The sequence below is a fragment of the Sphingomonas sp. MA1305 genome (assembly GCF_016107325.1).
Taxonomy (GTDB): Bacteria; Pseudomonadota; Alphaproteobacteria; order Sphingomonadales; family Sphingomonadaceae; genus Sphingomonas.
Genome location: NZ_RCVT01000002.1, coordinates 165,587 through 189,329, shown reverse-complemented (window position 1 = coordinate 189,329; position 23,743 = coordinate 165,587). Strand labels below are relative to the sequence as shown.

General features: G+C 67.6%; 19 protein-coding genes and 1 pseudogene. 14 read left to right on the top strand and 6 right to left on the bottom strand.

The window, feature by feature from the left end; all coding sequences use genetic code 11:
* Positions 1 to 118: 118 nt before the first annotated feature.
* The 6 genes and pseudogenes from D9601_RS08975 to D9601_RS08955 all read left to right on the top strand — a co-directional run bounded on the left by D9601_RS08975 (position 119) and on the right by D9601_RS08955 (position 7,755).
* On the top strand, positions 119 to 1,129 hold the full coding sequence (locus D9601_RS08975) for a glycosyltransferase family 4 protein (protein WP_198353636.1): 1,011 nt from the start codon (positions 119 to 121) through the stop codon (positions 1,127 to 1,129).
* 33 nt (positions 1,130 to 1,162) lie between these two features.
* Positions 1,163 to 2,821, top strand: a complete 1,659-nt coding sequence (locus tag D9601_RS08970) for an MFS transporter (protein WP_198353635.1) — start codon at positions 1,163 to 1,165, stop codon at positions 2,819 to 2,821.
* Positions 2,818 to 3,984, top strand: coding sequence for an HlyD family secretion protein (locus D9601_RS08965; RefSeq protein ID WP_198353634.1), 1,167 nt, complete (start codon positions 2,818 to 2,820; stop codon positions 3,982 to 3,984). The genes D9601_RS08970 and D9601_RS08965 overlap by 4 nt, the downstream gene beginning before the upstream one ends.
* Before the next feature lie 221 nt (positions 3,985 to 4,205).
* A complete protein-coding gene (locus D9601_RS08960; protein WP_332837950.1) occupies positions 4,206 to 5,579 on the top strand; it encodes an efflux transporter outer membrane subunit in 1,374 nt (457 codons plus the stop codon).
* A gap of 85 nt (positions 5,580 to 5,664) precedes the next feature.
* Positions 5,665 to 5,994: pseudogene (locus tag D9601_RS20220) on the top strand (PAS domain-containing protein); the annotation flags it as partial.
* Positions 5,995 to 6,039: 45 nt separating this feature from the next.
* Positions 6,040 to 7,755, top strand: a complete 1,716-nt coding sequence (locus D9601_RS08955) for an ATP-binding protein (RefSeq protein ID WP_443024746.1) — start codon at positions 6,040 to 6,042, stop codon at positions 7,753 to 7,755.
* Positions 7,756 to 7,775: 20 nt separating this feature from the next.
* Here the strand turns inward: D9601_RS08955 and D9601_RS08950 are convergent, their stop codons facing one another.
* Both D9601_RS08950 and D9601_RS08945 read right to left on the bottom strand, forming a co-directional pair.
* Entirely contained in the window at positions 7,776 to 8,594 is an 819-nt protein-coding gene (locus D9601_RS08950; RefSeq protein WP_198353632.1) for an HpcH/HpaI aldolase/citrate lyase family protein, read from the bottom strand.
* Positions 8,591 to 9,952 (bottom strand): glycoside hydrolase family 47 protein, encoded by a 1,362-nt coding sequence (locus tag D9601_RS08945; protein ID WP_198353631.1) that lies wholly within the window; start codon positions 9,950 to 9,952, stop codon positions 8,591 to 8,593. The genes D9601_RS08950 and D9601_RS08945 overlap by 4 nt, the downstream gene beginning before the upstream one ends.
* Before the next feature lie 300 nt (positions 9,953 to 10,252).
* Here D9601_RS08945 and D9601_RS08940 point away from each other — a divergent pair, with 300 nt between their 5' ends.
* Together D9601_RS08940 and D9601_RS08935 are read left to right on the top strand one after the other, a co-directional pair.
* Complete coding sequence (locus D9601_RS08940) at positions 10,253 to 13,282, top strand: TonB-dependent receptor domain-containing protein (protein ID WP_198353630.1); 3,030 nt, start codon at positions 10,253 to 10,255, stop codon at positions 13,280 to 13,282.
* 200 nt (positions 13,283 to 13,482) lie between these two features.
* Positions 13,483 to 15,105 carry a methyl-accepting chemotaxis protein gene (locus D9601_RS08935; RefSeq protein ID WP_198353629.1) on the top strand — a complete coding sequence of 541 codons (1,623 nt, stop codon included), beginning with the start codon at positions 13,483 to 13,485 and terminating at the stop codon, positions 15,103 to 15,105.
* Between the two features lie 98 nt (positions 15,106 to 15,203).
* Here the strand turns inward: D9601_RS08935 and D9601_RS08930 are convergent, their stop codons facing one another.
* Complete coding sequence (locus D9601_RS08930) at positions 15,204 to 15,617, bottom strand: hypothetical protein (protein ID WP_198353628.1); 414 nt, start codon at positions 15,615 to 15,617, stop codon at positions 15,204 to 15,206.
* A 132-nt stretch (positions 15,618 to 15,749) separates the two neighbouring features.
* Between D9601_RS08930 and uvrA the strand changes: the two genes are divergently transcribed.
* A complete protein-coding gene (gene uvrA, locus D9601_RS08925; protein ID WP_198353627.1) occupies positions 15,750 to 18,644 on the top strand; it encodes an excinuclease ABC subunit UvrA in 2,895 nt (964 codons plus the stop codon).
* Positions 18,645 to 18,668: 24 nt separating this feature from the next.
* Here uvrA and D9601_RS08920 read toward each other — a convergent pair whose 3' ends face one another.
* Complete coding sequence (locus tag D9601_RS08920) at positions 18,669 to 19,913, bottom strand: hypothetical protein (protein WP_198353626.1); 1,245 nt, start codon at positions 19,911 to 19,913, stop codon at positions 18,669 to 18,671.
* Between the two features lie 176 nt (positions 19,914 to 20,089).
* Here D9601_RS08920 and relB point away from each other — a divergent pair, with 176 nt between their 5' ends.
* Positions 20,090 to 20,290, top strand: coding sequence for a type II toxin-antitoxin system RelB family antitoxin (relB, locus tag D9601_RS08915; RefSeq protein ID WP_198353625.1), 201 nt, complete (start codon positions 20,090 to 20,092; stop codon positions 20,288 to 20,290).
* Positions 20,291 to 20,503: 213 nt separating this feature from the next.
* On the opposite strand, the gene D9601_RS08910 is transcribed toward relB, so the two are convergent.
* Complete coding sequence (locus D9601_RS08910) at positions 20,504 to 20,803, bottom strand: BrnA antitoxin family protein (protein WP_198353624.1); 300 nt, start codon at positions 20,801 to 20,803, stop codon at positions 20,504 to 20,506.
* Positions 20,763 to 21,035 (bottom strand): BrnT family toxin, encoded by a 273-nt coding sequence (locus D9601_RS08905; RefSeq protein ID WP_198353623.1) that lies wholly within the window; start codon positions 21,033 to 21,035, stop codon positions 20,763 to 20,765. Before D9601_RS08905 ends, D9601_RS08910 begins: the two co-directional genes overlap by 41 nt.
* A gap of 149 nt (positions 21,036 to 21,184) precedes the next feature.
* Here D9601_RS08905 and D9601_RS08900 point away from each other — a divergent pair, with 149 nt between their 5' ends.
* The 4 genes from D9601_RS08900 to D9601_RS08885 all read left to right on the top strand — a co-directional run bounded on the left by D9601_RS08900 (position 21,185) and on the right by D9601_RS08885 (position 23,695).
* Positions 21,185 to 22,039 carry a hypothetical protein gene (locus tag D9601_RS08900; RefSeq protein WP_198353622.1) on the top strand — a complete coding sequence of 285 codons (855 nt, stop codon included), beginning with the start codon at positions 21,185 to 21,187 and terminating at the stop codon, positions 22,037 to 22,039.
* A 207-nt stretch (positions 22,040 to 22,246) separates the two neighbouring features.
* A complete protein-coding gene (locus D9601_RS08895; RefSeq protein WP_198353621.1) occupies positions 22,247 to 22,729 on the top strand; it encodes a hypothetical protein in 483 nt (160 codons plus the stop codon).
* 30 nt (positions 22,730 to 22,759) lie between these two features.
* Positions 22,760 to 23,236 carry a DUF3597 domain-containing protein gene (locus D9601_RS08890; RefSeq protein WP_198353620.1) on the top strand — a complete coding sequence of 159 codons (477 nt, stop codon included), beginning with the start codon at positions 22,760 to 22,762 and terminating at the stop codon, positions 23,234 to 23,236.
* Between the two features lie 69 nt (positions 23,237 to 23,305).
* Entirely contained in the window at positions 23,306 to 23,695 is a 390-nt protein-coding gene (locus D9601_RS08885) for a hypothetical protein (protein ID WP_198353619.1), read from the top strand.
* Positions 23,696 to 23,743: the final 48 nt, after the last annotated feature.

Here is a 23,743-nt window from a genome sequence, read left to right as displayed (position 1 = left end):
GTGGGGATCCAGAGACGCTGCCGTTTCGCTTCCACCCCGGACCCGTGCGTCTGAATCCCCGCCTGCGCGGGGATGACGGAGGAGGCGGGGCGCCAATGACGAGGACCCACCCCACACCATGAAGATCGCGATGCTCGCCCCGATTTCCTGGCGCACGCCGCCGCGCCATTATGGCCCGTGGGAACTCGTCACCAGCCTGCTGACCGAGGCGCTGGTCGCGCGCGGGGTCGACGTCACTTTGTTCGCGACGCAGGACAGCCTGACCGCGGGCACCCTCGCCGGTGTCGTCCCGGCGCCCTATTCGGAAGACCCGTCGATCGACGCGAAGGTGTGGGAATATCGCCACCTCGCCCATGTCTTCGAACGCGCCGGCGAATTCGACCTGATCCACAACCAAGCGGATTTCCCCGCCCACGCTTTCGCCAACCTCGTCGCGACGCCGATGGTGACGACGATCCACGGCTTTTCGTCGGACCGTATCCTGCCGATGTACAAGCCCTATGAGGATCGCGTCCATTATGTCGCGATCAGCAACGCCGACCGTTCGCCCGAGCTCCACTATGCCGCGACGATCCACCATGGCATCGTCCTCGACGATTTCCCCTTCGACGCGCAGGGCAGCGACGATCTGCTGTTCTTCGGCCGGATGCACCCCGACAAAGGCGCCGCCGAGGCGATCCGCGTCGCGCAGGCGACCGGCCGCAATGTCGCCATGTACGGCATCGTCCAGGACCAGGGCTATTACGACGGTGCCGTCGCGCCGCATCTCGACGGCACGCGCATCCGCCATCCCGGCGCGGTTGGCGGCGCCGAGCGGACGCGCGCGCTGGGCGGCGCGGCGGCGCTGCTGCACCTGATCAACTTCGACGAGCCGTTCGGCCTGTCGGTGATCGAGGCGATGGCCTGTGGCACGCCGGTGATCGCGATCAACCGCGGCTCGATGCCCGAACTGATCGAGCACGGCGTCACCGGCTTCCTGGTCGACAGCGTCGATGCGGCGATCGAAGCGGTCGGCCGGCTGGGCGAGATCGACCGTGCCGCCTGCCGCGCGGCGGTGGCCGCGCGCTTCACAGTCGAGCGCATGGCCGATCGCTACATCGCCCTCTACCGCAGCATAATAGGTGCTTGAACGGGCAGGGCGTTTGGCGCGTATAGCGTCCCCATGCTGAGCCGGTTGCGCCGCTTCCTGACCGAGGAACATTGGGAGTTCCTGCCGCACGAGCGGCCGGCGCTGCCCGGCTCGCCCGGCTCGGTGGAGCATGCGACGCGCACCCGCATCGCCTATGGCGTGATCGCGGTGCTGCTCGGCATGACCGGCGGTTTCGGCAATGCGCTGATCTCCGCCAACACCTATACGTTGCAAGGGGCGCTCGGCCTCGATCCGGCCCAGATCGCGTGGCTGCCGACCGTCTATGTGATGACCAACGTCAGCATCAATCTGCTGCTGATCAAGTTCCGCGCCCAGTTCGGGCTGCGGCCCTTCGCGCTGATCTTCCTCGGCCTCTATTGCCTGGTGACGCTCGGCCATCTGTTCGTGCGCGAATTCCAGACGGCGGTGCTGGTGCGCGCGGTCAGCGGCATGGCCGGCGCGCCCCTGTCCAGCCTGTGCCTCTATTACATGATGCAGGCGCTGCCGCTGAAATGGCGGCTGAAGGCGATCGTGCTCGGCATCGGCGTGCCGCAATGCGCGACGCCGCTCGCCCGGCTGTTCTCGCCCGAATTGCTCGCCATGTCGCAATGGCGGACGCTCTATCTGTTCGAGCTCGGCCTGTCGTTGCTTAGCTTCGCCGCCGTCGCCCTGCTCCGCCTGCCGCCGACCACCCGGTCCAAGGCGTTCGAGAAACTGGACTTCGTCACCTTCGTCCTGTTCGGCGGCGCGCTCGCGCTGATCGCCGCGGTGCTCGGGCTCGGCCGCTACGTCTGGTGGACCAACGCCGCCTGGATCGGCTGGGCGCTGATCGTCGCCATACCGATGCTCGCCGCGGCGCTGATCGTCGAGCATCACCGCGTCAATCCGCTGCTCAACACGCGCTGGCTGGGCAGCGGCGACATCATTCGCTTCGCGGTGGTGACGATCATGGCGCGGATCGTCCTGTCCGAGCAGACCTTCGCGTCCGTCGGCCTGCTCACCGTGCTCGGCCAGAACAACGACCAGCTCGGCACCTTCTTCCTGATCATCTTCTTCGCCTCCGCCGCCGGCGTAGCCTTGAGCGCGCTGACGCTGGACACCGAGCGATCGGCGCATCCGATCATGCTGGCGGTCGGGCTGGTCGCGGTCGCCGCCTGGCTCGACAGCTATTCGACCAGCCTGACCCGCGCGCCGCAGATGTACGTGACGCAGGCGCTGATCGCCTTCGCCGGCACCTATTTCCTGGGACCGGCGCTGCTGTTCGGCATGCTGCGCGCGCTGCAGCAGGGCGCCGGCCACGTGATCAGCTTCATCGCGGTGTTCGGCATCGTCAACGGCATCGGCGGCCTCGCCGGATCGGCGCTGCTCGGCACCTATCAGATCGTCCGCGAGAAGGCGAACAGCGCCGGCATCGTCCAGGGCATCGACCCGACCGACCCGATCGTCACGCAGCGGCTGCAGGCAGGCGGATCGTCGGTGGCGCGGGTCGTCGGCGACCCGGCGCTGCGCAGCGCGGAGGGCGGCGCGCTGCTGTCGCAGACCGCGACGCGCGAGGCGAACGTGCTCGCCTATGACGACACCTTCCGCCTCGTCGCGATCCTCGCCGCCGCGACCTTCCTCTACCTCCTCTTCCTCTTGATCCGCCGCGCCTATCGTGCCCGCCGCGCTGCGCTGGCAGGAGCTCCCGCATGACCGACACCCGCAGCCCCGCCGCCACCAATCCCGTCGACTCCGCCCCCGCCACCGAAGAAGCGCAGGCGGAGGCGCAAACGGGGGCGGCCGCCCCCGCCAGCTCGGGCTGGACGCCGGCGCCGCCGAGCCGGACGGCGGTGATCGTGCTGACGGTGATCGCCATCGCCGGCGTGCTCGCGGTGCTCGCCGCCTGGCGGCTGCCGCCCTTCGCCACCGCCTATGAATCGACTGACAATGCCTATGTCCGCGGCCGCACCACGGTGATCGCACCGCAGGTGTCGGGCTATGTGACGCAGGTGCTGGTCCGCGACTTCGAGCAGGTCCAGGCCGGCCAGCCGTTGGTGCGGATCGACGACCGCATCTACCGCCAGCGCGTCGACCAGGCGGCGGCGCAGGTGTCCGCCCAGGCGGCGACGCTTGCCAATGCGCAGCAATCGGAACGCAGCCGCGAGGCGAGCCTCGCCGCGCAGAATGCCGCGGTCGCCAATGCGCAGGCGCAGCTGATGCGGGCGGAGGCGGACATGGCGCGCGTCAACGATCTGGTGAAGGACGGATCGGTCAGCTTGCGCGAACGCGACCAGACGCTCGCCGCGTTGCGCCAGGCCCAGGCAGCGGTGCAGCAGGCGACCGCGGCGCGCGAGATCGCCCGCCAGGATATCCGTACCGTGCAGGTCGGTCGCGGCGGCCAGCGTGCCGGCGTCTCCGGCGCGGAGGCGGCGCAGCGGCTGGCGCAGATCGACCTCGCCAACACCGTGATCCGCGCACCGGAGGCGGGCCGGCTGTCGGAGGTCGGCGTGCGCGTCGGCCAGTATGTCACCGCGGGGTCGCAGCTGATGTTCCTGGTGCCGCCGGAAACCTGGGTGATCGCCAACTTCAAGGAGGCGCAGACCGCCCGCATGATGGTCGGCCAGCCGGCGAGCTTCACCGTCGACGGCCTCGCCAATGCGCGGCTGACCGGCCGGGTCGAGCGCATTTCGCCCGCTGCCGGCTCCGAATTCGCGGTGCTCAAGGCGGACAATGCGACGGGCAATTTCACCAAGGTGCCGCAGCGTATCGCGGTGCGCATCCGCATCGATCCGGGCCAGTCGCTGGCGCAGCGCCTGCGCCCGGGCATGTCGGTGCAGGCACGGGTCGACACCTCCTCCGGCCCGGCGGTGCGTTGATGCAGGGGGCGATACGGCTTGGATGCGACGTCACACCGTTGGCGGCAATCCCCGACATTGCGCACAGTCGCGCCGAGCCCCTCCCCTTCAGGGGAGGGGTTGGGGTGGGGCATCGCCCCAAGGAAGGCGTCTGCGGCAGCGCCCCACCCCCGACCCCTCCCCTGAAGGGGAGGGGAGGCATTCACCTTTCACGTCTTCGCGTCGTCGCGCGCATCGTCACTGTGCTTGCCGCGAGCACCAGCCTCGCCGCGTGCATCGGCCCGCGCCCCGCACCGCCCGCCGCCAGCGCGGTCGTGCCGCCGCCCGGCTGGCGCACCGCACTCGGTCCGGCCACGCCGATCCGCGCGGACTGGTGGAACGCCTTCGGCGATCCGGTGCTGACCGATCTCGTCGACCGCGCGCTCGCCAACAACGTCGACATCGCCACCGCCGCCGCGCGGGTCGAGGAGGCGCGCGCCGCCTTCCGCCTCGCCCGCGCCCAGCAATCGCCGCAACTCGGCGGGCAGGTGCCGTCGACCAGCGGCCAGACGGTCAGCCCGCTCGGCACCCCCAGCGACGCGATCGGCGCCGCGCCCGCCGTCGCCGCCAGCTACGACCTCGACCTGTTCGGCCGCCTCCGCCAGGCGAGCCGCGCCGCGCGGGCGCAGGAACTGGCCAGCGAAGGTGCCCGCGACACCGTCCGCCTCGCCGTCGCGAGCGGCGTCGCCACCGGCTACATCACCCTGCGCAGCCTCGACCAGCGGCTCGCGGTGGCGCGCCAGACGCTCGCCGCCCGCGCCGAAGGGCTGCGCATCGCCCGTCGCCGTGCCGAGACCGGCTATACCTCCAACCTCGAACTGCATCAGGCGGAGGCGGAATATCGCGCCACCGAACAATTGATCCCCGCCGCCGAACTTGCCGTGACGCGGCAGGAGAATGCGCTCAGCCTGCTGCTCGGCGCAGCGCCGGCGGCGATCCCGCGCGGCCTGCCGCTCGACCGGCTGGCGCCGCCGCCGATCCCCGACGGCCTGCCATCCGACCTGTTGCGCCGCCGTCCCGATCTGTTCCAGGCGGAACAGACCTTGGTCGCCGCCGACCGCACGCTCGACAGCGCGCGCGCGGCGATGCTGCCCAACCTCGCGCTGACCGGCACCGCCGGCGTGACACTGTCGACCGCGCTCGCCAACCCGATCGGCGTGTTCACCATCGGCGCCAGCATCCTGTCGCCGATCTTCGACGGCGGCCGGTTGCGCGCGCAAAGCGACGTCGCAACCGCCCGCCGCGACCAGGCCGCCTACACCTATCGCCGCACCGCGCTCGGCGCGTTCCGCGAGGTCGACGACGCGCTCGCCGGGGTGCGGCGCTCGGGCGAGCAGGCGGTCGCGCTTGGCGGCCAGGTCGACGCGCTCGCCGCCGCGCTCAACAATGCGCGCAACCGCTACCGCGCCGGCTACAGCAGCTATATCGAGCAGCTCGATGCGCAGCGTGGCCTGCTGACCGCGCAGCTCTCGCTGGTGCAGGCGCGTGCCGACCGGCTCAACGCCTATGTCTCCCTCTATCAGGCGATGGGCGGCGGCTGGAGCCGCGACGACATCGACGCCGTGCGCCGGCCATGAAGGACCCGACCGGCCCGAACGGATCGACTCCCGTGCCCGGACGTTCCGCCGCCCCATCCCCTCCCACTTTCGACCATGACCACCTATGCCGGACCCGAACGTGACAGACGAAGTGCAGAGCAGCGTCGGCAGCTGGGACTGGGACATTCCCAACGATCGCGTCACCGCCGACCCCGGCTTCGCGGCGCTCTACGGCGTCGATGCGCAGGAGGCGGAGCGCGGGGTCGCGATCAGCGGATTCTTCGCCGGCATCCACCCCGACGATGCGCCCCGCGTCCAGGCGGAGGTGGCGCAGACCATGGCGACCGGTGGCGATTTCAGCAGCGAATACCGCCTGCTCCAGCCCGACGGGCGCAGCCTGTGGGTGATGGCCAAGGGGCGCTGCATCGTCGATGAGGCGGGCCGACCGCAGCGGTTTCCGGGGATCAGTTTCGACATCGATGCGCGCAAGCGGGCGGAGATGCGGCTCGCCGCGCTGCTCGAACTCAACGATCGCCTGCGCGAGCCCGGCGATGCCGCCGATCTCGCCTTCGCCGCGGCGGAGATCCTCGGCCGCCTGTTCGAGGTCAGCCGCGTCGGCTACGGCACGATCGACCGGGCGGCGGAGACGATCGTCACCGAACGCGCCTGGTGCGCGCCGGGCATCCTGCCATTGCCCGGCATCCTCCATTTTCGCGACTATGGCTCGTATATCGAGGATCTGAAGCGCGGCGACACCGTCGCCATCGGCAACGTCTACGACGACCCGCGCACCCGCGACACGGCAGAGGGGCTGAAGGGCCTGGCGGCGCTGTCCTTCATCAACATGCCGGTGACCGAACAGGGCGGCTTCGTCGCCTTGCTCTACCTCAATCACGCGGTGCCGCGGGCCTGGCAGCCGGAAGAGGTCGCCTTCGTCCGCGACGTCGCCGAGCGGACCCGCGACGCGGTCGAGCGCCGCCGGGCCGAACAGGAGCTGGCCGCGCTGACCGTGTCGCTCGAGGAGCAGGTCGAGGCGCGCACCGCCGAGCTGATGGCGGCGGAAGAGCATCTGCGGCAGGCGCAGAAGATGGAGGCGGTCGGCCAGCTCACCGGCGGCCTCGCCCATGATTTCAACAACATGCTCACCGGCATCTCCGGCGCGCTGGAGATGATGCAGGTGCGCATCCGCCAGGGGCGGATCGGCGACCTCGAACGCTATGTCACCGCGGCGCAGGGGGCGGCGCGGCGCGCGGCGGCGCTGACCCACCGCCTGCTCGCCTTTTCGCGACGCCAGACGCTCGATCCCAAGCCGACCGACATCAACCGGCTGGTGCGCGACCTGCACGATCTGATCCAGCGTACCGTCGGCCCGGGCATCGAGGTCGAGGTGGTCGGTGCCGCCGGGCTATGGCCGGCGATGGTCGATCCCAACCAGCTCGAGAATGCGCTGCTCAACCTGTGCATCAATGCGCGCGACGCGATGCCCGACGGTGGCCGCATCACGATCGAGACCGCCAACCGCTGGCTCGACCAGCGCACCGCGCGCGAGCGCGACCTCGAGCCCGGCCAATATCTGTCGCTCTGCGTCACCGACACCGGCACCGGCATGACGCCGGAGGTGCAGGCGCGCGCCTTCGATCCCTTCTACACCACCAAGCCGATGGGCGAGGGCACGGGCCTCGGCCTGTCGATGATCTACGGCTTCGCGCGCCAGTCGGGCGGGCAGGTCCGCATCTATTCGGAGGTCGGGCAGGGTACGACCATGTGCATCTACCTGCCGCGCCATTACGGCGACGCCGAGGGCGACATCTTGGTCGACACCAGCGAAGCGGTGACCGTGTCCGAGGGGCAGGCGACGGTGATGGTCGTCGACGACGAACCGACGATCCGCATGCTCGTCACCGAGGTGCTCGACGAGATGGGCCATACCGTGCTGGAGGCGGGCGACGCGGCGGCGGCGATGCGGCTGTTCGCGACCGGGGCGCATGTCGACCTGCTGGTCACCGACGTCGGCCTGCCGGGGCAGATGAACGGTCGCCAGCTCGCCGATGCGGTGCTGGAGCAGCGGCCGGGGCTGAAGGTGCTGTTCATCACCGGCTATGCGGAAAATGCGGTGATCGGCAACGGCCCGCTCGCGCCCAACATGGCGCTGGTCACCAAGCCCTTCGCGATGGACGTCATCGCCGACCGCATCGCCGCGATGCTGGACGCCTAGACCTTCCCGCCGCCGGGGGATCAGCGGGTCGACGCCAGGATCCGCTCCGCCTCGGCCAGGTGCAGCCGCTCGACCATCGCGCCGTCGAGCCGGATCGCCCCCTTGTCGGCGGCCTCCGGCGTCGCGAAGGCTGCCACGACCTGGCGCGCCCAGGCGACCTGCTGCGCATCGGGCGCGAACGCGGCATTGGCGGCATCGATCTGGCTGGGGTGGATCAGGGTCTTGCCGTCGAAGCCGAGCATCGCCCCCTGCGCGCATTCGGCGGCCAGCCGCTCCGCGTCGCCGATCGCGTTGCACACGCCGTCCAGCACGGTCAGCCCGGCGGCGCGGCCGGCGATCACCAGCTGCGACAGCGCCGGCAGCAGCGGCATCCGGTCTGGCCTTGGTCGGCAGCGCATCTCCTTGGCGAGATCGTTGGTGCCCGCGATCAGCAGCTCGCAGCGCGTCGCCGCCGCGGCCGCGACGATCTCGGCCAGGCGGAGGATCGCGCCGCAGGTTTCGATCATCGCCCAGAGCGGCGGGCCATCGCCGCCGATCGCCGCGCGGGCGGCGTGCAGATCGTCGGCCCGCGCCACCTTGGGCAGCACCACCGCCAACGCCTTGCCCACCACCGTCGCGTCGGCCGCGCCCCAGGGCGTGTCGAGCGCATTGATGCGGATCGCGACCGGCCGCGTCCGCGCCACCGCCGCCGCGGCATCCCGTGCGCTCGCCTTCATCTCGGGCGCGACCGCATCCTCGAGGTCAAGGATCGCCGCGTCGCACGCCAGCGTGTCGAGCTTGGCGATCGCCCGCGGATTGGACGCGGGCAGGAACAGCACGCTGCGCCGCGCACCCGTCACCGCCGCAGGCCCTTCAGCACATTGCCCTCGGTCGACAAGTAATTGTCCTTGTAGTCGAAGCGCTTGGTGTCGCTGAAGATCAGCCAGTAATATTTCATCTGCTCCGACCACCAATAGCCGGGGCAGGCATCGTCCTGCGCGCCGGTGCGCACGTCCTTGAGCCCGGAAAAGCCGTGCGGCGCCTTGTTCTTGGCGATCATCAGCCGGAAATGTTTGGCGACGACATGCCGCCAGCGTTCGTCGCGGTCGTGCAGCCACAAGGTGAAGGCACCGTCGGCGAGTTCGGGACGCAGCGCGTTGGTCGGCGCCAGCACGCGCCAGTCGGTCGGATCGAACGCCTCGGGCAGCACGCCATAGCGGTCCTGCGCCGCGATCCACCCCGTCATCGCCGCGACCCCGGCGTCATGGTCGCCGCCCTCCGACAACAGGCCGCCGTAATAGGCCGACAGCTCGCTCTGCCGCAGGCTCAGCTTCGCCCCCGTCTCGAAATCGACGTTGGCGAACCACAGGTCGCCCGTCGTCCGGTCCGCCATCCGCGCCAGGATCGCTGCCGTTTCGACACGATAGGCGTCGCGGCAGCGGACGTCGCCGGTCAGCCGCCACGTGTCCCACAGATATTCGAGATAGCTGTCGGTCGGCGGCCCCACCGTGGCGCGGCGACCGACCCATTGTCCGGTGGTGACGTCGATCGTGTCGCCGACCAGCCCGATCTTCGATCGCCGTGCATGCAGCGCCAGCATCGCGGCGACCGCCTTGTCGGCGAACCGTCGCTCGCCGGTCAGCCGCGACAGCGTGACATATTCGGGTGCCATGCCGCCGCCGATCTCCGCCGGGAAGGATTGTCCGTCGCGGGTCTTGCCGGTGCGCAGATTGACGTAGCGCATCGGCATGCCCGTCGGCGTCTCGAAACAGGGCATCATCCGGCTGGCCAGATCGTGCGCCAATTCGAGCAATCTGGCATCGCCGGTGGCGAGATGGCCGGAGAGCAGGCCGCCGACCAGTCGGATCGACGCCTCGAACACCTGTGCATCGCCGTCGAGGTCGAAGGTCAGCCGCTGGTGGATCCAGCGCACCGCGTCCTCCAGCTCGGCGTCCAGTCCCATCAGCCACAGCGTATCGAGCGCCTCGACGATCGACAGGCCGACGCTGGCGCCGGGGATCAGGAACGACTGGCCGCCGCCCGACACCGGCTTCACCTCGTCCTGCCCCCAGGCGATCTGGCGATAGGCGGCAAAGGCGAAGCGCATCGCGGCCTTCACCTCGCCGGCCAGGGCCTGCCAATCCTCCCGTGGGGTGGCGGCGGGGAGCGGGGCGGCCGTGGCGGCGAGACCGGCGGCGATCAATTGGCGTCGATTCATACCGCGAGTCTACGCGGCCATGCGGCGATCTCAACCGCCCCGCGCAGGTCCGCGTCAGCGCATCATTGATGCGGCCCGCCAGCCCTTCGCAGCAGAATGATGTGCTATCGTCGCTAAGACAGCAACATTGCTATTTTTCGCATATTTCGAAGTGTTGCACGGCTGCAACAGGGCGAAAAAATCAAAGTGGGACGACAACCAATTCAGTAGCTTAGCCATTTCCAGCGCTCTAGGGGCGCCGGTCCTCTGGACAGATAAACTGTCCTAATCCGCCGGCCGCATAATCATAGGACCAGGGACATGACCGTAGCGTACCGTCGCCAGTTGCTCGCGACCTCACTTCTCGTCGGCGCGAGCCTGCTCGCCACCCCCGCGCTCGCGCAGCAGCAGGCCGGTACCGACCAGATCACCCCGGCGCAGACCACCCCCGCCGACACCACCAACGATCAGGCCGCCAGCCCGGCCGCGACCGGCGTGACCCCCGCCGGCGATGACGCCACCTCGACCCAGGCGCCGACCCCCGGCGGCGACATCGTCGTCACCGGCTCGCGCATCGCCTCGCCCGCCGCCGCCAGCGCCTCGCCGCTGCAGGTGATCGGCGCCGAGCAGATCCAGCAGCAGGGCGCGATCAACGTCCAAGAAGTGCTGCAGCTCAATCCGGCCTTCGGTACGCCGGGCATCAGCCGCACCAATTCGTCCTTCGCGACCCAGGGCGCCGGCGCCGCCACCGTCAACCTGCGCAACCTCGGTGAGGACCGCACGCTGGTGCTGGTCAACGGCCGCCGCTTCGTGTCGGGCCAGCCGGGCAGCCAGGCGGTCGACCTCAACGTCATCCCGACCCAGTTCATCGACCGCATCGACGTGCTGACCGGCGGCGCTTCCGCCGTCTACGGTTCGGACGCGGTCGCCGGCGTCGTCAACATCATCTACAAGAAGAATTACGAGGGCCTGCAGCTCGACGGCCAAATGGGCATTTCCGAGCGCGGCGACGGCGCCGACCGCCAGGTCAGCCTGCTCGGCGGCAAGAACTTCGCCGACGGCCGCGGCAACATCATGCTGTTCGGCAGCTATTCCAAGCAGGGGACGGTGCTGAAGCGCGACCGTTCGACCGAGGCCGGTTCGAGCGCAATCGACACCACCAGCCTGGGTGCGCAGAACGGCAACGATGCGGACCTGTTCAAGCAGCAGGTGTTGCTGTCCGGCTTCACGCCAGGCGGCCGCTTCTACGCCGGCGATCAGACCTTCAGCTACAATACCGGCTCGCTGGTCAATTGCACCGGGGTCAGCTGTGGTGGCTTCAACCGGTCCGACTCCCGTTATCTCGCGGTGCCGGTCGAGCGCTACACCGCTGCCGGCCGTGCCAATTTCGAAGTCTCACCGGCGGCCAATCTGTGGGTCGAGGGCAATTACGCCAAGACTAAGGTCAACACCGTCATCGAGCCCTTCCCGCTCAGTTCCGACCTGGTCGCGATCGCGAGCGGCGGCCAGGTGCCGATCCAGACGCGCGTCGGCGGCGTGACCTATCGCAACCCGTTCGTGCCTGACGCGATCTTCAATGCGGCGACCGACACGGACGGCGACGGGCTGAAGGATATCTATTTCGATCGTCGCCTCGCCGATTTCGGGCCGCGTACCAGCTCGGCCGATCGCGACCTGTACCGGATCGCCGCTGGCCTCAACGGCAGCTTCGCGGGCAATCGCTGGAGCTACGAGCTTTATGGTATCTACGGTGAGAGCAAGGAGCATCAGACCGGTAGCGGCCAGTTCAACAGCACCAATTTCCTTCAGGCGCTGAATTCGTACCGTGATCCCGCCACCGGCCAGATCGTCTGCGCCGACCCCGCGGCGCGTGCGGCGGGCTGCATCCCGGCCAACATCTACGGCATCGGCACGCTCGCCGCGGCGGCGCCGTACCTTGCCGTGCCGACGACGCTGGATGCCAAGATCACGCAGACCGTGTTCGGCGGCAACGTCACCGGCAAGCTGTTCTCGCTGTTCGGCGCCGACCCAATCGGCGTCAACATCGGTACCGAATATCGGCGCGAGACCAGCAGCAACACGTTCGACATCCTCACGCAGCAGGGCCTGAACGGTAACAATGCGCTGCCGTCCACGTCGGGCAGCTTCCACCTGTGGGAAGGCTTCGCCGAGGCGATCGTGCCGATCGTTCAGGACAAGCCGTTCTTCCATTCGCTGTCGCTGCGCGGGGCGGTGCGCGTGTCGGATTACTCGACCGTCGGGACCACCTTCAGCTACAATTACGGCGGTGAATGGGCGCCCGTGGAGGACATCCGCTTCCGCGTCATCAAGGCGCGGTCGGTGCGTGCGCCGAACATCAACGAACTGTACCAGCCGGCGCAGCAGGACTTCCCGTCGGGTCTGCAGGACCCCTGTCTGGGCGTGACGGCGACGACCACCGGTACGGTGGCGACCAACTGCCGTGCGGCCGCGGGCGTGGCGGCGAACATCGCGGCCAACGGCGCGTTCACCAACAACCAGGCTGACCTTCAGGGCATCACCAGCTTCGCCGGCGGCAACCCGAACCTGCAGGAAGAAAAGGGCGACAGCTTCACGGCGGGCGTGGTCATCAACCCGCGTTCGGTGAACGCGCTGCGCAACCTCGTTATCACGGTCGATTACTTCAACATCCGGATCAAGGATGCGATCGTCACGACGCCGCTGCAGTTCATCCTCAACCAGTGCTATTCGGCGTCGATCCAGAGCTATTGCGATCTGATCGTGCGTCGCCCGGCGGCGCTCGGGCCGAACAGCGCCGGCTCGCTTGACGAGGTCAATTCCAGCCCGCTCAACAGCGGCGGCGTGAAGACGTCGGGCATCGACACGACGGTGACCTGGCGTCAGAACCTCGCCAACTGGGGGCTGGACGGTACGCTCGGCCTGCGTGGTTCGTATACGCATCTGATCAGCGGCTACAGCATCCCCACGCAGGGGTCGGCACGCGACTATTTTGCTGGCGAGATCGGCGCGTCGCGTGACAAGTTCACGATCAACAGCTCGTATGATCTCGACGGCGTCGGCCTGACCGTCACCGGCACCTGGCTCAGCCAGGCGAGCCTTGACGATCAGCTGACTGGCGCACGTCCGGGCAGCAACCCGCTGTACCGCGTCCGTCCGCAATTCTACCTCGACTCGCAGCTGCGCTTCCGCACCCGCGACAATTTCGAGTTCTTCGTCGGTGGCGACAACCTGCTCGACAACAAGCCGCCGTACCTCGCCGATATCGGCAGCTCCGCGGGCCAGGACACCGATGCGGGCACCTACGACCCGCTCGGCCGTCGCTATTATGCCGGCGTGCGCATCGGCTTCTGATCCGCACCGCGAGCAGGACGACGGAGGGAGTGGCCGCGAGGCCGCTCCCTTTTTCGTTCTGTCGGCGAAACGGCACGTCCTGCCGCAGGCCGCGATGGGGTCTGCGGGCCTGCCGCCGCGGCCAGCTATGATGGAAGCGTTAGGATAGAAGCCGTCGCCGGCGAGCAAGGGGACAGGTGGTGCACGGCTATCGCATTCGCGTGCTCCTGCCGCTCGTTGGCGCGATCCTGCTGCTGTGGCTGCTGGCCGGCATCACCTATCGCGAGGACGTTGCCGTCGAGGCGGCGTATCGCGGCGCCATCGATGCGCAGGAACATATGCATAGGGTCGCCGAGGTGCGATCGATCAGTCGGTCACTGCAGCGTGACGCGCTGAACCTGATCACCGAAACCGATCCTGCCGAACGGTCGATCATCGTCGGCAAAGTGGATGATCGCTCGCAACAAATGCGTCGATTGCTCCGCGATCTCGAAACCGGCCGCGCCCGGCGATTGCTGCCCGTCGATTATTTCCGTCGCTCCTACGACGTGCTGAACGCCCTGACGGACGTGGCCGAGGCGGCGGTACATGGCGACCGCAGTGCCGCCTTGCGCCTGTTCCGCGGCACGGTGCGTCCGGCGGAGCGGGCCGCGTCCAAGGTCGCCGACGGGGAGATCGAGACGATGACCGCCCGGGTCGCGACGCTGCGCCAGTCGGCGCAGGCTGCGCAGGACGCCGCCAACCGCATGTTGTTCGTTGCGGTAAGCTTTCTCAGCCTGCTCGGGCTGGCGGCCGGCCTGCTGACTGAGATGGTTCGGCGCGGCCATACGCGGATGATCGTGCGCTCGCTCGGCAACGGCCTGCACAAGCTTGCCGGCGGGGATCTGACGGCGCGCGTCGACGGCGCGCTTGCCGGGGAGTTCGCCAAGCTCAAGCGGGACTTCAATCATGCTGCCGAGGCGCTCGCCGCGGCCCTGGCCTCGATCCGGCGCAGTGCCACCGACATCGCCACCGGCGCCGCCGAACTGATGCAATCCTCCTCCGATCATTCGCTGCGGACCGAACGTCAGGCGGCCAATCTCGAGGAAGTCGCCGGATCCTTGCAACAGCTCACCGCCGCGCTGAGCCTGTCCTCACAGACGGCGGCGCAGGTGCGCAGCACGGTGGCACAGGCCCATGTCGACGTCGAACGCTCCGGCGCGCTGCTCCGCCACGCTGTTGCCGCGATCACGCGGCTGAAGGAATTTTCCGGCGAGATCGGCGATATTCTGGGCGTCATCGACCGGATCGCCTTTCAGACCAACCTGCTCGCGCTCAACGCGGGGGTGGAGGCGGCGCGCGCCGGCGAGGCGGGCAAGGGCTTCGCCGTCGTCGCCAGCGAGGTGCGCGCGCTGGCCGGCCGTTCGGCGCAGGCCGCGGAGGACGTCAAGACGCGGATCGGTCGGTCTGCCGAACAGATCGGCGTTGGCGTGCGGTCGGTCGAGGATGCCGAGGCGGTGCTGGCACGGGTGATCAAGCGGGTTGCCAACGTCGCGACGCTGACCGCCGATATCGCCGACCATGTCGAACAGCAGTCGCTCGCCATGCAGCAGATCAGCGGTGCAGTCGCCGACCTCGACAATGTCACCCAGCAGAATGCGGCCACCGCGGAGGAGCAGAGCGCCGCCGCGCGCAAGCTGGTCGACGAAACGCAGGTGATGACGGGTCAGGTCGAACAGTTCCGCTTTTCCGAATGGGCCCCGGCCGACCAACTGCCCGAGATCGAGCCGCGCCCCTTGTGGCCGCAACGCGCGGCCGAGCCCTCGCCACGGGTAATCGCACCGGCCAATCCGCGCCTCGCCTGATCACGGCCGCGCCGCCCGCCGCAGCCGACGGGCTGCACAGGCGGTCTGAGCCGCCGTCGACAGCGGGACGCGCGGAACGTCCCGATGGATGGCCGATCTCAGGCCTTCTTGCCGAACAATTTTCCCAGCACGCTTTCCGCAACCGTGCCGACCATCGCCAGCATCGCCGCCGGATCGGGGTCGCCCTGCGTGCCCTGCGGCGGCGTCGGCGGAGCGTGGGGCGGGGCGGGGGGCGCGGGCGGCGCATCGGGACCGGCGGGCGTCGGCGGTACGGGCGGCACCGGCGCGGCCGCAGCCTCGCGCTTGGCCCGGCCCTTGGCGACGGCGGCGCTCGCCGCGGCGGCGGCCATCGTCAGCCCGGCGGCGAGCATCTCGCGCCCCTGCGGCGTGTTGGCCTTCTCCAGCACCGCACCGCCGATCTCGCGCACCTCCTTGGGCAGGCGGATGCCCATCACCTCCTTGGGCAGCTTCGCTTTCTTGGTCTTCTTCTTGTCGCCGCTCTTCTTGCTCATGACCGCCTCTTCGCTGTGCTACAGCTAGGTAATACACGCCCGCATCAAATCAACGGGTGCTGGCAGGCCGGTTCGCGCGTTCCTATCTGGCCAACCTAGCATAATCCCCGGAACAGAAGTAGAACCGCGAGCATGAGCCTCACCACCATCTCCGTCCGCGGCGCGCGCGAGCACAATCTCAAGGACGTCGACGTCGACATCCCCCGCGACACGCTGACGGTGATCACCGGCCTCAGCGGCTCGGGCAAGTCGAGCCTCGCCTTCGACACCATCTATGCCGAGGGGCAGCGCCGCTATGTCGAGAGCCTGTCGGCCTATGCGCGCCAGTTCCTCGAACTGATGCAGAAGCCGGACGTCGATCATATCGAGGGCCTGTCGCCGGCGATCTCGATCGAGCAGAAGACGACCAGCCGCAATCCCCGCTCGACGGTGGCGACGGTCACCGAGATCTACGATTACATGCGCCTGCTCTGGGCGCGCGTCGGCATCCCCTACAGCCCGGCGACCGGCGAGCCGATCGCGGCGCAGACGGTCAGCCAGATGGTCGACCGCGTCATGACCCTGCCGGAGGGGACGCGCCTCTATCTGCTCGCCCCCGTCGTGCGCGGCCGCAAGGGCGAATATCGCAAGGAGCTGGCGGAGTGGCAGAAGGCGGGCTTCACCCGCGTCCGCATCGACGGCCAGATCCACGAGATCGACGAGGCGCCCGCGCTCGACAAGAAGTTCAAGCACGACATCGAGGTGGTCGTCGACCGGCTGGTGATCCGCGAGGACATCACCACCCGTCTCGCCGAGAGCTTCGAGACCGCGCTCGCGCTCGCCGACGGCCTCGCCTATGTCGACCCGGCCGATCCGGCGACCGACGAATATACCCCGCACACGCCCAAGTCGGCGGTGCTCGGCGATCACGCGCCGCCGGGCCGCATCGTGTTCAGCGAGAAGTTCGCCTGCCCGATCAGCGGCTTCACCATTCCCGAGATCGAGCCGCGGCTGTTCTCGTTCAACGCGCCGCAGGGCGCCTGTCCGGCGTGCGACGGGCTCGGCGAGAAACTGCTGTTCGACGAGGATCTCGTCGTCCCCAATCACGACCTTTCCATCAAGAAGGGCGCGGTCGTGCCCTGGGCCAAGTCCAATCCGCCGTCACCGTATTACATGCAGGTGCTCGGCTCCCTCGCGCGCGAGCTCAAGTTCGACCTCGACACGCCGTGGAAGGACCTCCACCCGGAGGTGCAGGACAAGATCCTGTTCGGCACCGGCAAGACGCCGGTCACGTTGACCTTCATCGACGGCAAGAAGCGCTACGACGTCAAGAAGCCGTTCGAGGGCGTCATCGGCAACCTCAACCGCCGCATGCTGCAGACCGAGAGCGCGTGGATGCGCGAGGAACTGTCGCGCTACCAGTCGAGCCGCCCGTGCGAGGTGTGCCACGGCGCGCGCCTCAAGCCGGAGGCGCTGGCGGTCAAGATCGCCGGCCAGGACATCGCCCACGCGACGCATCTGTCGGTGGTCGACGCGCTAACCTTCTTCACCGCCATGCCGGACACGCTGTCGGACCAGCAGCGCGCGATCGCCGAACGCATCCTCAAGGAGATCGTCGAGCGCCTCGGCTTCCTCAACAACGTCGGGCTCGACTATCTCAACCTCGACCGCACCAGCGGCACATTGTCGGGCGGCGAAAGCCAGCGCATCCGCCTCGCCAGCCAGATCGGCAGCGGCCTGTCGGGCGTGCTCTACGTGCTCGACGAACCGTCGATCGGCCTGCACCAGCGCGACAACGACATGCTGCTCGCGACGCTCCGCCGGCTGCGCGACCTCGGCAACACCGTGCTCGTGGTCGAGCATGACGAGGATGCGATCCGCACCGCCGACTATGTCATCGACATGGGCCCGGGCGCCGGCGTTCACGGCGGCCAGGTCGTCGCCAAGGGCACGCTCAAGCAATTGCTGAAGAGCAAGACCAGCGTCACCGCCGACTATCTGAACGGCGTGCGCGAGGTGCCGGTCCCCGAGCAGCGCCGCAAGGGCAATGGCAAGAAGCTGACCGTCCACAACGCCCGCGCCAACAACCTCACCGGCGTCACCGCGAGCGTGCCGCTCGGCACCTTCACCTGCATCACCGGCGTCAGCGGGTCGGGCAAGTCGAGCTTCACCATCGACACGCTCTTCGCCGCCGCCGCGCGCCAATTGAACGGCGCGCGCATCCTCGCCGGCAAGCATGACAAGGTGACCGGGCTCCAGCACCTCGACAAGGTGATCGACATCGACCAGTCGCCGATCGGCCGCACCCCGCGCTCCAACCCGGCGACCTACACCGGCAGCTTCACGCAGATCCGCGACTGGTTCGCCGGCCTGCCGGAGGCGCAGGCGCGCGGCTACAAGCCCGGCCGGTTCAGCTTCAACGTCAAGGGCGGCCGGTGCGAGGCGTGCCAGGGCGACGGCGTGCTCAAGATCGAGATGCACTTCCTGCCCGACGTCTACGTCACCTGCGACATCTGCCACGGCGCGCGCTACAATCGCGAGACGCTGGAGGTGAAGTTCAAGGGCAAGAGCATCGCCGACGTGCTCGACATGACGGTCGAGGATGCCGCCGAATTCTTCAAGGCGGTGCCGCCGATTCGCGACAAGATGGAAATGCTGGTCGAGGTCGGCCTCGGCTACGTCAAGGTCGGCCAGCAGGCGACGACGCTGTCCGGCGGCGAGGCGCAGCGCGTCAAGCTCGCCAAGGAACTGTCGCGCCGCGCCACCGGCAACACGCTCTACATCCTCGACGAGCCCACCACCGGGCTCCATTTCGAGGACGTGCGCAAGCTGCTCGAGGTGCTCCACCAATTGGTCGAGCAGGGCAACACCGTGGTGGTGATCGAGCACAATCTCGACGTCATCAAGACCGCCGACTGGATCATCGACCTGGGCCCGGAAGGCGGCGTCAAGGGCGGCGAGATCGTCGCCACCGGCACGCCGGAAGAGGTGGTGAAGGAGCCGCGGAGTTATACGGGGAAGTATTTGGCGCCGTTGCTACATCGGTAATGATACGCATATCTCTCCACTTTATCATAGCATAAGCTTGGCCTGGGGGAAGTATATAGATATTGGGGTGTCAACTTCCGAACCTGCCTCCATGGCCCTTCTTGCCTGACTAGCAATTTCTGATCTATAAAGATCGACGTTTGGTAACAGGGAATATATATCACGGTTGTCCAAAACCACCGTCCTCATCTGATTAATGTCGAAAGGTATTGGATCGCCGTACCTGATAACTTGAACAATTGGTAGCCTGGCAAGGTGGCGCAAAGCCAATTCATAGAACACGTTAGCATTGTGAAACGATAAATCCGCCACTACCAATCTCGACCGAAAGAGGTATTCCATGATTTGGCGGCCGATCATGCCTGGCTTATCGATCTGGTCTGCTCGGACGACACTCAACCCGAGTGTCCGTATCGCGGGCTCGACAATGTTTTCCAAAAACAGATTGGAATGCTTGCGCTGTTCAGATTCGGCTTCGCCAATTGGTGTCACATAAAAGCAAGTGGTATCAAATCCCGCCTGCTCTTGCGTAACAAGACTGGTGGCCAACGGGTTTGCAGAGGTCTGCGCAACTGAGGCGTGGATCGTAGTACCTGGAAGTGTATCGAGAAGGTGTTCGATTGGTACTACACGTTCGGCACCCGATAGGGTTTGCAGAAGGCCAGAAGCCTTCATATTCACAATGAAGGTGTCTACGCCTTCTTCAAGATATTCGCCTTCGACGCCGTTGTCCTTCATGCCATCGATCAAAGCGGCTCTAGCAGGAAGTTTAGAATTTACCAATTTTCGATAGATAGCATCGAAAGGCTGAATATCGTTTATTGCGAGTTTTGCTCTAAGTTTTGCTTTCTCGCGAGGGGAGGTCATGTCGTCGCATATACGACGGCCGTCCTCCGAAAGTTCGAGTTGATCGCTGTTGAAATTCCCCTTGACTAAGCCGTACTTATTAGAGTTTGTTATCAACTGGCGGCTGGTGCCGCTGTCGGGCATTCGCTGCAGGTGGTCAAATAAAGAGAGCCGCCGGACCGGCTGCCCGCTTCCAAAATCATAAATTTCCTTCGAGAACTGCAGTGCTTCTTCGAATGGACCTGCCGGGAAAGGTCGGGCAGATCGGCCGCGCCGTGGCTTAGGGGAGGATGAAGGAGCTTCCTGCGACGCCTGATTGTCAGGGTATGACGTTTCAGACTGAGACGACTCCGCCTTTTTGCGCCTTACCTTCGGCTTTGGTGAATCCTCGACTGGGTCGCCTGTTTGCTTCTCACTAGCCACTCTTCTCTCCCTCGCTAATTTGGGTTGGTGTGCTAGCACAAAAGATTGGTCAACTGCATTCTTCAGTGCGGCGCACTGCGCCTATTCCCTTCTCCTGCCAACGCGACATATCTTCCTAAAAAAATCACTCAGCCTATGTCGGAAAATAACGTCACAATTCTCTCCCACTGCTCACAATGATCCGCTACAATTTCACACGCGACCGACCTACCCCCCCCCTCAAGTCGGACTTCGCGACCAGCGAGGAAGCCGCCGCGCATGACGCGTGGTTCCGCGCCAAGGTGGAGCGAGCGATGGCCTCCACGGCATCCAAAATTCCGCATGGTCAGATGATGGCAGAGATGCGGGCAAATACTGATGGGCGCGGAAAGCTCTGATGTTCGCCACCGTCGTGCGCGCTGCCGAAGCCAGCAGTCGATTTCGCGCAGAGGCACGGAGAACGGAGGCGTCCGTTAGCCTCGCTGATCCGTCACTCCCCTAAGGCCGGAGCGATTACGCGCCATGCTTGGAAGCCCTCCGCGTCCTCCGCACCTCCGCGCGAACATCATCCTTGTTCTTTCTCGCCGCGGTCTTCCCACCGCGAACGCCCGCTAAAGCCCCGCCGCCTTGCGCAGCGCCGCGTTCATCCGCGCCTGCCAGCCCGGCCCGTCGGCGCGAAACCGCTCGATCACATCCGGGTCGAGCCGCAACGTCACCTGCTGCTTCGCCGCCGCGCCGAGGGGAGGGCGGCCGCGAACGACGCCGTTGGGGCCGAGAAATCCCCGCGCCGGTCTGATCACCGTTCCGCCGATCGCGATCTCCGCCGTGTCGAACATGGCCTCGGTCCACTCCGGCGCGTCATCGGCCGGATCAAGCGAGCCGATGGCGGAATCGGGCTTGTTCACGCTCATTGGCCTTCCTCATCGATATGACGCGTCGTCCGTTCGGCGTCGCTGTCCAGATTACCACCACCATCCGGTCGTCGAGCAGACCGATCGTCGAGAAGCGCGGTTCGGGATAATCGAAGCGGCGATCCTCGATCTCATACACTGGTCCGTCGAACACACGAACGGCGTCGAGAAAATCGAGACCGCGATCCACAAGCGTCAGCGCGCGCTTGTCGGGATCGAAGCTGATCTCCATCGCTCTTCCTTTATGGAGTTACAGAATTCTTCGGTCAAGCACCGTGATGTTCATAATCGACGTAACAGATCAAACCAAGAACAAAGCGCTGTCCTACATCGTGCCGATCTGCCAGCCTCATCGTCATCGACCGAGCGACGGAGGGTAGGATGAGCAAGCAGCAACGCACCTGGACCAAGACCGAAAGCGAGTTCTTCTGGATGCGCGGCGAGGCGCAGCGCGAGGCGACCGACCGCGCGATCCTGGCCGGGATCGAGGCGACCCAGCGGGGCGAGGACCCCGGCGCGGCGATCGAGGCGACGCGGCCGATCAGCGAGGCGCAATGGCAGGAGAAGGCCGCGGCCTGGAACGCCGGCCGCGGGACCGCCGGCGGCGACACGTCCGACCCGGCGACGCTCGAGCCGCCCGCCGACGACGAATGCGATCGCCTGCGCGACCTCGAGGCGCGGCTCCAGCCGACGCGACTGCGCGTCGCCGGCTGGTCGACCGCGAAGCAGCGCGCGTTCATCGTCGCGCTGGCGGAAACCGGCTGCGTCAGCCACGCCGCCGCCGCCGTCGGCCGCTCGCGCCAGAGTGCCTATGCGCTGCGCAACCGCGCGCCGCGCTCGATCTTCGCGCTGGCCTGGGACGTCGCGATCGATCTCGGCCGCAAGCGCCTGCTCGACATCGCGCTCGAACATGCGATCGAGGGGCGTGAGGTCGCCGTCTGGTACCGGGGCGAACAGGTCGGCACCCGCCGCGTCTTCAACGACCGGCTGATCGCCTTCCTCCTCGCCCACAAGCGCGCGCCCGCGCATCCCGCGCTCACCGATTACGAGGCGGCGGGGTCGCTGCCGCAGCTGCTCGCCCGCATCGACGCGGTATTGCCCGACCCCATCACCGTTCACGCCGCGGCGCAGGCCGCGCTGCTCGCGTCGGCGGACGAGACGGGCGGTCGCACCCGTTCGCGCTGGGGCGATCTGTTCCCGCAGCCCGACGCGCTCTTCCCCCCGCTGGATGACTGAGCGCCGGGAGGGCGGAGATTGGCCGTTCAGGCGTCAATTCTGTCAAGACTCACGATGCTGGGGCTGGGCTGGGGATGCGGTGCGGCGGAGGTGGCCGCAGGGCGAGGGCAGGGGCGGAGCCGGTGGGCGCATGCTCGTCGCCACGGAACGCCGCCGTGCCTTGACCCGTTGGGCGCAGGTATCCCGACCGGCGAAAGGACATTCTCCATGGTTTACAAGAAGATCGCCTTCGGCCTCGGCGCCTTTGCGGCGGGCGCGGCGGCGTGGACCGCGGGCGCTGCCGCTTTCGGTCCGCAGCCCGGACGGAAGCCCGGCCGCCGCGGTGACGCCGCCAACGATCGCGCCTCCGATCCGCTCGACGATGGCGTCGGCGCGGTACCCGGCGACAGCACCACCTCGCCGATCACCCCGCGCCCCGCGACCATGGCCGCCGCGCCGGTCGGCCGCGCCGAGGAGGAGAAGCATTTCGAGGAGCAGCCCGGCAACCCGGCCGCGGAGCATGTCCCGACCGATCTGATGGGCGACACCCACCCCGGCAACGATGCCCGCGCGCCCGACGCCTTCCGCCCCGATCCCACCGCCGTGCCGACCGACGCCGAGAAGGAGGCGCTGCGCCCCGCCACCGGCCCCGCGCCGACCCTGGTCGCCGACCGCGGCAGCGGCTTCAGCGAAGGCGCCGGCGCCGCCTGATTCCCTTTTCCCCGTACAGGAGCTTTACCGATGAGCATTTTCGGCGCGATCAAGCACGCGATCTTCGGCGACAAGGGGCCGCTCGGCGGCCAATTCTCCGGCCAGAAGGCGGATACCGCCAGCGGCCATGCCCAGACCACCGATGCCGAGCCGCAGCGCCCGGCATCGCCCGCGCCGGCGCCTGCCGCTCCCGCACCGGCCGCCGCTCCGCAGGCCGCCCCGCAGGCCGCGGCACCTGCCGCGCAGCCGGTCGACGCCGAAGCGGCGATCGCGCGGATCGCGGAAGCGAAGGGCAATCCCAATCTCGACTGGCGCCATTCGATCGTCGACCTGATGAAGCTGCTCGACCTCGATTCCAGTCTCGACAACCGCAAGCAGCTGGCGACCGAGCTCGGCTATACCGGCGCCAAGGACGGCTCCGCGGAGATGAACATCTGGCTGCACAAGGCGGTGATGCAGCAGCTGTCGCAGAATGGCGGTGCCGTGCCCGCGGGCCTCAAGGACTGACCTGATCCGCCCGGAACGCGCCCCGGTCCTGCCCGTTGCGCCGGGGCCGTTTCCGGTCGGAGAAATATTATGGATTATAAGAAGCTTAGCTTGGGGCTCGGGGTGTTCAGCCTGGCCTTGGGCGCTGTCGAACTGTTCGCCCCCCGGCGCATCGCCAAGGGCCTGTCGGCCGAGGGGCACGAGGGGCTGGTCAAGGGCTTCGGCGGGCGGGAGATCGCCGCGGGTGCCGCGATCCTGCAGGCGCCGGGCCATTCCACCGCCGTTTGGAACCGCGTGCTCGGCGACGCGATGGACCTGACCGCGCTTGGCGCCACCGCGCGCAAATCGCCCGGCAACCGGCTGGTCTGGGGCGCGCTGGCGTTCGTCGCCGCGGTCACCGCGCTCGACGTGGCCACCGCCCTGGGCCTCGATCGCGAGACGGGCAAGGCGCTGCCGGTCAGAGAACCGGCGACGGCGTAACCAGATCCTCCCCGGCACGGGGAGGGGGACCGCCGACGGCGGTGGAGG